The organism is Mesorhizobium sp. M1A.F.Ca.IN.022.06.1.1, from assembly GCF_003952605.1.
Classification (GTDB): domain Bacteria; phylum Pseudomonadota; class Alphaproteobacteria; order Rhizobiales; family Rhizobiaceae; genus Mesorhizobium.
The window spans coordinates 2503750-2515531 of record NZ_CP034455.1 but is presented as its reverse complement, the minus strand read 5'-3'; the positions used below and the strand labels follow the sequence as shown (position 1 = coordinate 2515531).

At 63.6% G+C, this 11782-nt stretch carries 11 protein-coding genes and 1 other RNA gene; 9 read left to right on the top strand and 3 right to left on the bottom strand.

From position 1 onward, the window contains the following. Nucleotides 1-140: 140 nt before the first annotated feature. The 3 genes from EJ078_RS11940 to EJ078_RS11930 are packed head-to-tail and all read right to left on the bottom strand — an operon-like array spanning nt 141 to nt 1854. Nucleotides 141-443 (bottom strand): Dabb family protein, encoded by a 303-nt coding sequence (locus EJ078_RS11940; RefSeq protein WP_127215528.1) that lies wholly within the window; start codon nt 441-443, stop codon nt 141-143. A 10-nt stretch (nt 444-453) separates the two neighbouring features. Further along, nucleotides 454-1395, bottom strand: coding sequence for an NAD(+) diphosphatase (nudC, locus tag EJ078_RS11935; protein WP_095824247.1), 942 nt, complete (start codon nt 1393-1395; stop codon nt 454-456). Between the two features lie 39 nt (nt 1396-1434). Beyond that, on the bottom strand, nt 1435-1854 hold the full coding sequence (locus tag EJ078_RS11930) for an HIT family protein (RefSeq protein WP_095799309.1): 420 nt from the start codon (nt 1852-1854) through the stop codon (nt 1435-1437). A gap of 180 nt (nt 1855-2034) precedes the next feature. Here EJ078_RS11930 and ffs point away from each other — a divergent pair. The 9 genes from ffs (at nt 2035) to nikC (ending at nt 11771) form a co-directional block, all read left to right on the top strand. Then, an RNA gene (ffs, locus tag EJ078_RS11925) (signal recognition particle sRNA small type) lies at nt 2035-2131 on the top strand. 106 nt (nt 2132-2237) lie between these two features. After that, nucleotides 2238-4049, top strand: a complete 1812-nt coding sequence (locus EJ078_RS11920; RefSeq protein WP_127215529.1) for a DNA polymerase III subunit gamma/tau — start codon at nt 2238-2240, stop codon at nt 4047-4049. A gap of 92 nt (nt 4050-4141) precedes the next feature. Further along, nucleotides 4142-4465, top strand: coding sequence for a YbaB/EbfC family nucleoid-associated protein (locus tag EJ078_RS11915; RefSeq protein ID WP_066996259.1), 324 nt, complete (start codon nt 4142-4144; stop codon nt 4463-4465). Between the two features lie 216 nt (nt 4466-4681). Beyond that, nucleotides 4682-5671 carry a cell wall hydrolase gene (locus EJ078_RS11910; protein ID WP_067324486.1) on the top strand — a complete coding sequence of 330 codons (990 nt, stop codon included), beginning with the start codon at nt 4682-4684 and terminating at the stop codon, nt 5669-5671. A gap of 121 nt (nt 5672-5792) precedes the next feature. After that, nucleotides 5793-6398: a recombination mediator RecR gene (recR, locus tag EJ078_RS11905; RefSeq protein WP_095782873.1), complete on the top strand. Its 606-nt coding sequence runs from the start codon at nt 5793-5795 to the stop codon at nt 6396-6398. 182 nt (nt 6399-6580) lie between these two features. Beyond that, entirely contained in the window at nt 6581-7855 is a 1275-nt protein-coding gene (locus tag EJ078_RS11900) for a lytic murein transglycosylase (RefSeq protein ID WP_067324487.1), read from the top strand. A 275-nt stretch (nt 7856-8130) separates the two neighbouring features. Then, nucleotides 8131-9768, top strand: coding sequence for an ABC transporter substrate-binding protein (locus EJ078_RS11895; protein ID WP_095799312.1), 1638 nt, complete (start codon nt 8131-8133; stop codon nt 9766-9768). An 18-nt stretch (nt 9769-9786) separates the two neighbouring features. Continuing rightward, entirely contained in the window at nt 9787-10854 is a 1068-nt protein-coding gene (locus EJ078_RS11890) for an ABC transporter permease (RefSeq protein ID WP_067324491.1), read from the top strand. Beyond that, nucleotides 10851-11771 carry a nickel transporter permease gene (gene nikC, locus EJ078_RS11885; protein ID WP_127215530.1) on the top strand — a complete coding sequence of 307 codons (921 nt, stop codon included), beginning with the start codon at nt 10851-10853 and terminating at the stop codon, nt 11769-11771. The genes EJ078_RS11890 and nikC overlap by 4 nt, the downstream gene beginning before the upstream one ends. The last annotated feature ends 11 nt before the right edge of the window (nt 11772-11782 follow it).

Genomic DNA, 11782 nt, shown 5'->3' with positions numbered 1-11782 from the left:
GATTCTGCTCCGCTGCGCCCCTCGACTGAGGTAACGGCATGGATCCCCAGGGTCTGCGCTCCGCTTCGCGTCGCTCCGCCCTGGGATGACGACCTCATGGAGGTCCGCGTCAATCTTAGACGCCGGCGCTCGATCCAATCTCAGCCAAAGCCGAGCGGGACATAGTCGATTTCGAGAAATTTCTCGACCTCAGGCAGCCAGCGGTCGCGCACGAACGCGACGTGGTCGGGATGCTCGTTGTATCTGGTGTAGGCAGCCTGGTCGGCGAACTCCATCGAGAAGCCGAACTGATAGTCGTTCTTCGGGCTCACTTGGCGCAGCTGCTCGAAATGCGTCACACCCTTGATCGCCGTCAGGATGTTTTTGGCATCGTGGAGGAACCGCTTCGCCTCCAGCGAATGCGGCGGATGCTTCAGCGTGAACACGACGGTATGACGGATCATTTCTCGGCTCCTATTCGCTGTCGACCCAGGCGCGGATGAGGTGGTGGGCGATCGCCCCTTTCGGCGGCGTGATCAGGCCGCCCGGGTGCGTCCTCTCCAGCATCGAGCGCACCTCATCGCGGAAGAACCAGCGGCAGTCTTCGAGCTCGTTCAGGTCGGCCTGGATGTCCTCGTTGAGCGGCTCGCCGAAGCAGCCGATCATCAGCGAATAGGGGAACGGCCAGGGCTGGCTGGCGTGGTAGACGACGCGGCCGAGCCGGATTCCGGCCTCCTCCAGCGTCTCGCGGCGCACCGCCGCCTCTATCGTCTCGCCGGGCTCGATGAAGCCGGCAAGGGCCGAATACATGCCCGGCCCGAAATGCCGGCCGCGCCCGAGCAGGCATTTCTCGCGCGTCGCCGTCAGCATAATCGCCACCGGATCGGTGCGCGGGAAATGGTCGGTGCCGCAGGCCGGGCAATGCCGCCTGTAGCCGCCGGCGCGCATCTCCGAGCGATTGCCGCATTTGCTGCAGAAAGCGTGGCTGGCATGCCAGGCGAGCAGCGCAGCGCCCTGCGCCAGCGCGCCGGCCGCCGCTTCGTCTATCAGCCCCTGCATATAGACGGAGCGGTAGTCGATCGCCTTCACCGTTTCCGGCAGATTTTCCGGTTCGATGCCGGCGGGCACGGCCAGCACCGGGCCGCTCTCCGAAAGGCCGAGCAGCACGCCGCCGTCGAGCGAAACCTCGAAGGCCTGGCTTTCCGCCGCTTCGAACCATGGGTCGAATTTGCCGTCGTCGAGCTTCAGATAAAGCCTGCCGCCATGCATCAGCATCAGCCGCGCCGATCGCTCGCCAAGCGCCTTCTCGACCGCGTCGTCGGCGCGGTTTTCCGATTGCCGGTCGATCCGGTTGCCGGCGAAACCGACGAATTGGCTCGGCTCGCGCAAAGGCGCGTCAAACAGACGAAAGTTCATAGGAGACTCGAGGAGGGGCAGGAATGGACACTGATGGCTTTATAGCGCTGCCTTGATCTTTTCGGCAAACCGGCGGATGTCGGAGCGCTCATACGGCTCGCGCATGCCATGCCCCCAGACCGGCCCTGGCCAGCCGGGGTCGCTCTCGCTGCGGGCGATGACATGGACGTGCAGCTGGCGCACGATGTTGCCGAGCGCCCCGGTGTTGATCTTGGTGCAGCCGGTCACCCGCTTCAGCGCCTGCGCCACCATATTGGTCTCGAAGGTCAGCATCGTCTGGTCGAGCGGCGTCAGGTCGTGGATTTCCTCCACGCCCGGCCGCTGCGGCACCAGGACCAGCCACGGCCAGCGGCGATCGTTCATCAGCCGGAGCTCGCACAGACCGAGCCACATGAGCTGCTCACTGTCCGCCTCCAATCGGGCGTCCAGTGTGAAACCGGCCTTTAGGCCAGGCAGCATGGGCGTTTCCCTCACTTTTCGAGAATGCTTCAAACCCTGAACGCTAGAGCGACGGCAAGGTGGCTGCAAGCGAATCATTGACCGCTCCTGCGGATTTGAAGGTCTTCTGCACCGCATGGCCTGGCCGCTGATCCACTACGACCCTTGCATTTCGCCGCTGAATTGCCGATATGGAGCTTGGGAGGTTGGTGGTGGACGATCCACTCGCCAACCGGGTCAGGTCCGGAAGGAAGCAGCCCTAACGAGCCCGGAACGGGTCATTGTTCCAGCCTCCCGCCTCTTCGCCTTTCTCCCGCGACATTGACGGCGCCGAGCCGTGCGGGCGAGACTATGCGCAGGAATCGGCCGCCTTCCGTCGCGGTCCTTGGAGCTTTTGACGGCGAATGAGCGAAGCCGGAAATTCGGGGCCAGAAAGCCTGGAGACAGGTAAGGCCGGCGCCTATCGCGTGCTGGCGCGCAAATACCGCCCCTCCAATTTCTCCGAACTGATCGGCCAGGAGCCGATGGTCCGCACGCTCACCAATGCCTTCGCCACTGGCCGCATCGCCCAGGCCTGGATGCTGACCGGCGTGCGCGGTGTCGGTAAGACGACGACGGCGCGCATTCTCGCACGCGCCCTGAACTATAAAACCGCCATAGTCGACCAGCCCTCCGTCGACCTTTCGACCCCCGGCGAGCATTGCCAGGCGATCATGGAAGGCCGCCATGTCGACGTCATCGAGATGGACGCGGCCTCCCACACCGGCATCGACGACATCAGGGACATCATCGACCGCGTCCGCTACGCGCCGGTCTCGGCCCGCTACAAGGTCTACATCATCGACGAAGTGCACATGCTCTCCACCCAGGCCTTCAACGGCCTGTTGAAGACGCTGGAAGAGCCGCCGCCGCATGTCAAATTCATCTTCGCCACCACCGAGATCCGCAAGGTGCCGATCACGGTTCTATCGCGCTGTCAGCGCTTCGACCTGAGGCGCATCGATGCCGGCGCGCTCGTCGCGCATCTTTCCTCGATTGCCGCGAAGGAAGGTATTTTCGTCGATGATGAGGCTTTGGCGATGATTGCGCGGGCCGCCGAGGGCTCGGCACGCGATTCGCTCTCCATCCTCGATCAGGCGATCGCCCATGGCAGCGGCACCGTCAGCGCCGCCGCTGTTCGCGCCATGCTGGGCTTGGCCGACCGCGCCCGTATCATCGACCTGTTCGAGCACGTCATGAAGGGCGATGTTGCAGCGGCCTTGTCCGAATTCCGCGCGCAATACGATACCGGCGCCGATCCGGCCGCGGTGCTCACCGACCTGGCGGAATTCAACCACCTCGTTACGCGTCTGCGGTTCGTGCCGGCCGCGGCCAATGATGCCTCGCTCTCCGAGGACGAGCGGCGGCGCGGCGCCGAATTTGCGAGCACGCTGTCGGTGCGCGTGCTCTCGCGAACCTGGCAGATGCTCTTGAAAGGCATTCCCGAGGTGCAGTCCTCCAACCGTCCAGTCAGCGCCGGCGAGATGGTGCTGATCCGGCTGGCGCATGCCGCCGACCTGCCGACGCTGGACGAAGCGCTGAAATCGCTCGAGGGGGCGGCCCCTGTGCCGAATGGCGCTCCGCGCGCCAATGGAGCGCCGGCAAGCAGTGGCGGCGGCACAAATGCAGTGGCGCCGGCGCGGATGCCGGCCTCTAACGGCGGAGGGCAGACCATGCGGCTGGTCGAGATGCAGCCCGCGCCCGCCGCCTTCGTCCCGGCGCCCGAACCGGTCATCGAAACACCGGCCGTTCCGGTGAAGTCGCTGGCCGACATCGCGGCCCTGGCCGATGCCAACCGCGACATCGCCTTCAAGGTGTTGGTCAAGCGCTGCGTGCGGCTGGTGCGCATCGAGCCTGGCCGCATCGACGTCAGCCTGACCGACGATGCGCCCAAGATGCTGCTCAACGACCTGACCTCCAAGCTGCGTGCCTGGACCGGCCGCAACTGGCTGGTCTCGCTGTCGAAGGAAGAGGGTAGCAAGACGCTGGCCGAGATGGAGACGACAAAGCGCGAGAACGCCTTCTCCGATGCCAGGAGCGATCCGGCCGTCGCCGCCATCCTCGCCCGCTTTCCCGGCGCCAAGATCATCGACGTGCGCATTCCCGATGTGCCGGAAGCGGAAGGCGCTGACGCCGACCTGCCGGTTGAGCCGGCTGCCGACGACGAAGAGATTTAGAGCTGACGAACGCGTCAGGGAAAGAGTACGGACCGGTTTCGGTCAAGATCATACTCGCGTTAACGTAGATTCCAACAAGAGGAAGTTTCACGATGAAGGATCTTCTCGGCCTGATGGGCAAGGCAAAGGAAATGCAGGCCAAGTTCCAGGCCATGCAGGATGAGATCGCCACCCTGGAAGCCACTGGGCAGGCGGGTGGCGGCCTGGTCAGCGTGACCCTGACCGGCAAGTTCGAAATGAAGGCGCTGAAGATCGATCCGTCCTTGCTGAAGGACGACGAGGTGGAGATCCTCGAAGACTTGCTGTTGGCCGCTCACAATGATGCCAAAAATAAGGTCGAGTTGGTCATGCAGGAAAAGACCAAGGCATTGACTGCGGGCTTGCCTATACCGCCCGGAATGAAATTGCCGTTCTAAGGCATCTGCCACCAGTTAATTGATTGTGAACGAAAATTGAGCCCGGGCTGCAATATTAACCATTTTGCCGGCATGCTCACGGGCTCATTTCGAGACATTCATAAAGTTTTACCCAAGTCCAGAGGTTGCTAACCATCTAGCCATCTTTTTGCCTGAAAGAGTCTCATTCTTGCCACATCTCGGGGCGGGCTGGCATCTGGAAATGAGGCTTTTTTGTTGATCGCGACGCGATGGAAGACGCCGCTGCTGCTTATCGGCATCGCCGCTTCCCCCTTGCTCCTGGCCGGCTGCAGCCAGACCGCTTCACATGGCATGTCGGTGGCGAGCCTGACCGACGCCGTCACCCCGAGCTTCCTCAGCTCGCGTTCCTATAAATACTCGATGAAGGACAAGGAGTGCCTGCAAAGGGCGATGTTCTTCGAGTCCAACCGGTCGAGCCGTGACGGCATGATCGCCGTCGGCACGGTCGTGATGAACCGGCTACGCTCGGGACAGCATGGCAGCACGATCTGCGAGGTCGTCGGCGAAAAGGGCCAGTTCGCCCCGGGCGTGCTGACGCGCCCGATGAATTCGCGGGCATTGCCAGATGTCGAGGAAGCCGCCGAGGCAGTGCTGAAAGGCGAGCGCAAGGCCAAGCTCAAGAACACGATGTTCTTCCACACCGCCGGCCTGCGTTTCCCCTACAAGAACATGCACTACACGATGGTGGCCGGCGGCAATGCCTTCTATGAGAAGCGCGGCCGCAACTGGCAGCCGTTGCCGGATGAGCCGATGGTCGCCATGGCCTCCGGCAAGTCGCAGAAGACCGACCCCACCGCTCCGGTCCTCGTCGCTTCCGCCGAGCCGGTGGTCAAGACGATCGTTCACGCTGATCCGGCCAAGCAGGCCGCTACGACCGCGGCTGCCGCGCCAGCGCTTCCGGCCAAGACCACAACCGTTGCTGCCCAGCAGACCTATGTGACGGCCTCCGCCGCGCCAGGGCAGAAGGCCGGCCGCGTCACGGCGAAGCCGATCATGGTGGCGATGCAGGAGCCGATGGAGGAGCCCGACGCCTCCCGCTTCGGCGGCACGTTGAAAGGTCGCTACATCACCTCCGTTCCGAGCGCTCCGCAGGAAGCGGCGATGGGATTCCAGTCGACGCCTGAGAACACCGACGCCATCGGCGCGCTGATTGTCAGCCAGTCCCGGCCGCTCGAAGCCTACTGAGCCAACCCGCCATCAAATGATCCGGCTTGACGGCATGGCGGATCATTTCCTGTTGCGGATGTCACCAAAGCGCTCTCAAAACCGTTTCGCACTTTTCCCGGAATTGCTCTAGATCAGAGCGATGTCGAAAAGAATCGCCGGTCCAGAGATAGAACGCCTGATCCAGCTCCTGGCCAAGGTGCCGGGGCTCGGGCCGCGTTCGGCAAGGCGCGCGGCTCTCCATCTCATCAAGAAGAAGGAGCAGCTGCTCGAGCCTTTAGCCGCAGCCATGGGCGAGGCGGCCGATAAAGTGCGCATCTGCTCGACCTGCGGCAATGTCGACACCTCCGACCCGTGCATGATCTGCACCGATCCACGCCGCGATGCCGGCACGCTTATCGTCGTCGAGGACGTCTCCGATCTCTGGGCGCTGGAACGCGCCGCCGCCATGAACGCGCGCTATCACGTGCTCGGCGGCACGCTGTCGCCGCTCGACGGCATCGGCCCGGACCAGCTCAACATCCGCTCGCTGGTAGACCGTGTCGCCGGCGGCGAGGTGAAGGAGGTGATCCTTGCCGTCAACGCCACCGTCGAGGGCCAGACCACGGCGCACTACCTGACCGATCAGCTCTCGGGTTTCGAGGTCAAGGTGACTAGGCTCGCGCATGGCGTCCCGGTCGGCGGCGAACTCGACTATCTCGACGAAGGCACGCTTGCCGCGGCGCTGCGCTCGAGGACGGCGTTTTGAGGGGAGGGATTGGTGACTGGCGTTTTTCCCGGAAAGGCCGCACTCCGTCCCACCCCCCTCTGTCTTGCCGGACATCTCCCCCGCAAGGGGGAGATCAGACGTCACGCCGGCTTTCGCCACTATCCAAGGTCGCAGGAAGAGGCGGGGCACCGAAACAGCCAATCTCCCCCCAAGTGGGGGAGATGTCCGGCAAGACAGAGGGGGGCGCGACAGAACGCGGCTTTTCCAAATTCGGCTTCGCATTTTTCCTTGCGGCGCTTGCCGTCCTCCTCACCCTGCCCGCTCGCGCCACGCCCATCGACAACCAATTCCAGGCCTGGCTGCAAAACGACCTCTGGCCCGAGGCCAAGGCCAAAGGCATTTCCAAAAAGACCTTCGACGCCGCCTTCATCGGCGTGAAGCCGAACCTGAAACTGCCGGATCTCGTCATGCCCGGCGAGAAGCCGGCGACGCCGCAAAAACAGCACCAGGCGGAGTTCGGTCCGCCCGCCAATTATTTCGCCGAGAAGACCATTCGGGCCGTCACCGGCGGAGGACGGTCGCGCGAGAGCGCCAACGCCCGCGTGCTTGGGCTCATCGAGAAGCGCTACGGCGTGCCTGGCGAGATCGTGCTGGCGATCTGGGGTCGCGAGACCGGCTTCGGCGCCGCCAAGATGCCCTACGACGCCTTCGAGGTGCTAGGCACCAAGGCGTTCATGTCGACGAAGAAGGATTTCTTCCGCACCGAGGTGCTGGCCGCACTAGAGATCGTCGAGCGCGGGCTCGCTCCGGTCAATGCGATGAAGTCCTCCTGGGCCGGCGCGCTCGGCCAGCCGCAATTCATGCCGACGTCCTTCCTCAAGCATGCCGTCGATTTCGACGGCGACGGCCGGCCCGACATCTGGAATTCGACGCCGGACGTGCTCGCCTCCATCGCCAACTATCTTGTCCACTATGGCTGGGTGAGGGGGCGCGGCTGGGGGACCGAGGTGATTGCGCCGGCAAACGTCTCCTGCGCGCTCGAAGGACCCGACCAGGGTAAGAAGATTTCTGACTGGGTGGCGATGGGCATCAGGCGCGCCGACGGAAAGGCGTTTCCGGCCAGTGAACTCAAGGCCGAGGGTTTCCTGCTGATGCCGGCCGGACGCAGCGGCCCCGCTTTCATCGTCACGCCGAATTTCTATGTGCTGAAGCAATACAACACCAGCGATCTCTATGCGCTGTTCATCGGCCACGCCGCCGATCGCATCGCCAAAGGCGACGCCACCTTTGCCGGTACCTGGGGGCGGGTGGGCGATCTCCACCGGTCCGATATCGCTGCCCTCCAGCAAGCGCTGGAGGCGAAGGGCTACGATGTCGGCAGCGCCGACGGCCTGCCCGGCTTCAAGACACGCCGCTCGATCGGCGTCTGGCAAGCGAAGAACGGCAAGACCGCCACCTGCTTTCCGGACGCGAACCTGGTCGCGCAGCTGAAATGACGGGCGACTTCCAAGCGGCCAAGATTTGGCAGATTTTTCCCAATCGACGGCTTCGGCTAGCCGGCGCCTGGGTCGACTCGCGGTGGCCCATTCTGGCCCAATAAGCTGTCTCGAAAAATGCGCGTTGCGGGTTCGAACGCCGCCGAATAGGGTGTTGACCAACTGGACAAAAACCACGACGGTAAGGTCCGTGGGCCGTCGATCGGTCCCAAGGAATTCTGCAACCCTGAGCCGGGAACTCAGGTCAACAATCAACAAAACAGGGAACGACTACCATGATGCTGGAAAGGTTTGCTCTTCGCTCTCGTGGCTTGCTCGCGGGTGTGGCGATGTCGGCGCTGCTCGCGGTGCCGGCCTTTGCGGTCACGCCTGCCGACACGCTGGTCGAAGGTTTCGCAATCGACGACATCATCTCGATGGATCCGGGCGAAGCGTTCGAGCTGTCGACCGCCGAGGTTACCGGCAATACTTATGATCTTCTGGTCCGCCTCGACCTCAACGATACTTCCAAGGTCAAGGGCGATCTCGCCGAAAGCTGGAGCGTTTCGGATGACGGCCTGACCTATACCTTCAAGCTCAAGCCCGGCATGAAGTTCGCCTCCGGCAATCCGATCACCGCGGCCGATGTCGCCTATTCCTTCGAGCGCGCCATCAAGCTCGATAAGAGCCCGGCCTTCATCATCAATCAGTTCGGCATCAGTGGCGACAATGTCACCGAGAAGGCGAAAGCGGTCGACGACACCACCTTCCAGTTCGTTGTCGACAAGGCCTATGCGCCGAGCTTCGTGCTGAACTGCCTGTCGGCCACCGTCGCCTCGGTCGTCGACAGCAAGCTGGTCAAGGAGCATGTCGCCGCCGTCACGCCGAGCGCCGACTACAAATGGGACAACGACTTCGGCAACGCCTGGCTGAAGACCGGCTATGCCGGCTCTGGCCCCTACAAGCTGCGCGAATGGCGCGCCAACGAGGCTGTCGTGCTGGAGCGTAACGACAATTACAATGGCGAGAAGGCCAAGCTCGCCCGCGTCATCTACCGCAACATGAAGGAGAGCTCGGCGCAGCGCCTGGCGCTGGAGGCCGGCGACATCGATGTCGCCCGCAATCTGGAACCGAACGATCTCGATGCCATCTCCAAAAACGCCGATCTCACCACGACAAGCGCGCCGAAGGGCACGGTCTATTACATCAGCCTCAACCAGAAGAACCCGAACCTCGCCAAGCCTGAGGTGCGTCAGGCGTTCAAATATCTCATCGACTATGATGCGATGGCCTCGACCATCCTGAAGGGCATCGGCGAGATCCACCAGTCCTTCCTGCCCAAGGGCGACCTCGGCGCGATCGACGACAATCCGTTCAAGCTCGACGTCGCCAAGGCCAAGGAGCTGCTGGCAAAGGCCGGGTTGGCTGATGGCTTCAAAGTGACCATGGACGTGCGCACCGGCCAGCCGACCACCGGCATGGCGGAATCGATCCAGCAGACGCTCGGCCAGGCCGGTATCAAGCTTGAGATCATCCCCGGCGACGGCAAGCAGACGCTGACCAAATACCGCGCCCGCAACCACGACATCTATATCGGCAATTGGGGCCAGGACTATTTCGATCCCAACTCCAACGCGCAGACTTTCGCCTCGAACCCGGACAATTCCGACAGTGCCAAGATCAAGACACTGGCCTGGCGCAATGCCTGGGATATTCCGGACCTGACCAAGGAAACCGAGGCGGCGCTGCTCGAGAAGGACTCCGCCAAGCGCGCCGACATGTACAAGGACCTGCAGAAGAAGATCCTCGACACCAGCCCCTTCGTCATCATCCATCAGCAGCTGGAGGTGGCGGGGCTGCGCAAGAACCTGAAGGACTTCAAGCTCGGCCCGAGCTTCGACACCAACTTCGTCTGGCCGGTCTCGAAGGAATAGCGCTTTCGGACGCGCCGCGTGAGCGTAGCTGAGAACCAGGCGGCGGCGGGGCGCGGCGGCGCCCGTGCCGTCGCGCTTCTGTCGTCGATCGGCCGCTTCCTGGTCATCGCGGTGACGACCTATCTCGGTCTTCTCGCGGTGACCTTCTTCATCGGCCGCGTCATCCCGATCGATCCGGTGCTGGCCGTGCTCGGCGACCGGGCCCCGACAGCCGTCGTCGAGCGCACGCGCCGCGAGATGGGGCTCGACCTGCCGCTGATCCAGCAGTTCTACATCTACGTCAAAAACGCGCTCAGCGGCGATTTCGGCACTTCGGTGCTGACCACCAATCCGGTGATGTCCGACATCCGCCGCGTCTTTCCGGCGACCATCGAGCTGGCGACGCTCGGCACGATCATCGGCGCCGTCATCGGCGTGCCGCTCGGCGTGCTGGCCGCGGTGCGGCGCGGCAGCCTCATCGACCAGATCGTGCGCATCATCGGCCTTATCGGCTATTCCGTGCCGATCTTCTGGCTGGGGCTGCTCGGCCTCGTCCTGTTCTACGCCAAGCTGCAATGGGTCGCCTTTCCGGCGCGGCTCGACGTCGTCTACGAATACACTTTCACGCCGATCACCGGCTTCTACCTGCTCGATGCGGCCATGCAGGGACAGTGGGATGTCTTCTACGACGCCTACCGCCACATCATCCTGCCGGCCTCCCTGCTTGGCTATTTCGCGCTCGCCTATATCAGCCGCATGACGCGCTCCTTCATGCTGAACGAGATGGCGCAGGAATATATCGTCGCCGCGCGCGCCAAGGGCCTGTCGGAGACGCGCATCATCTGGGGCCACGCGCTGCGCAACGCCGCTGTGCCGATGGTGACGGTGATCGCGCTTTCCTATGCCAGCCTGCTCGAAGGCTCGGTGTTGACCGAGACCGTCTTCTCCTGGCCGGGCATCGGCCTCTACATCACCAATTCATTGCAGAACGCCGACATGAACGCGGTGCTCGGCGGCACCATCATCATCGGCTCGGTCTTCATCGCCATCAACCTTCTGTCGGACCTGCTCTATCGGCTCCTCGATCCACGGACGAAAGTCGAATGAGCGCCGAGACGATGCAAACCCGTCGCGAATGGCTGCTCAGCGAGCGGCCGTCCTCGCGCATGCAGGCAAGGCTCGGCCGCGCCTATGTGGCCTGGCGGCGCTTCACAGCCAACCGGCTCGCGCTCGTCGGTTTGCTCATCATTCTCGCGTTGGTGGTGGCAGCCGCGCTTGCCGGCGTGCTGGCACCCTACTCGCCAACCGTGGGTGACCTGAAGAATGCCCGTCTGCTGGCGCCGAGCGCCGCGCATTGGTTCGGCACCGACGACCTCGGCCGCGATATCTACTCGCGCATCCTGTACGGCTCGCGCTGGACGCTCTATGTCGTCATCCTCGTCGCCATCATCGCCGCGCCCATCGGCCTGCTGGTCGGCACCGTCGCAGGCTATGCCGGCGGCTGGACCGATGCCATTTTGATGCGCATCACCGACATCTTCCTGGCTTTCCCGAAGCTGGTGCTGGCGCTGGCCTTCGTTGCGGCGCTCGGCCCCGGCATCGAGAACGCGGTGCTGGCGATCGCCATCACCTCCTGGCCGCCTTACGCGCGCATCGCGCGCGCCGAGACGCTGACGGTGCGCAATTCCGACTACATCAAGGCGGTGCAATTGATGGGTGCCTCGCCCTTCCGCATCGTGCTGCGCCACATCATGCCGCTCTGCATCTCCTCGCTGATCATCCGGGTGACGCTCGACATGGCGGGCATCATCCTCACCGCCGCAGGCCTCGGCTTCCTCGGCCTCGGCGCGCAGCCGCCGCTGCCCGAATGGGGCGCGATGATCGCGTCCGGCCGCCGCTTCATCCTCGACCAGTGGTGGGTGGCTGCCGCACCAGGCGTTGCCATCCTCATCGTCAGCCTCGGCTTCAACCTGCTCGGTGACGGCCTGCGCGACGCGCTCGATCCCCGGAGCGGCGACCAATGAGTGGCGACCGA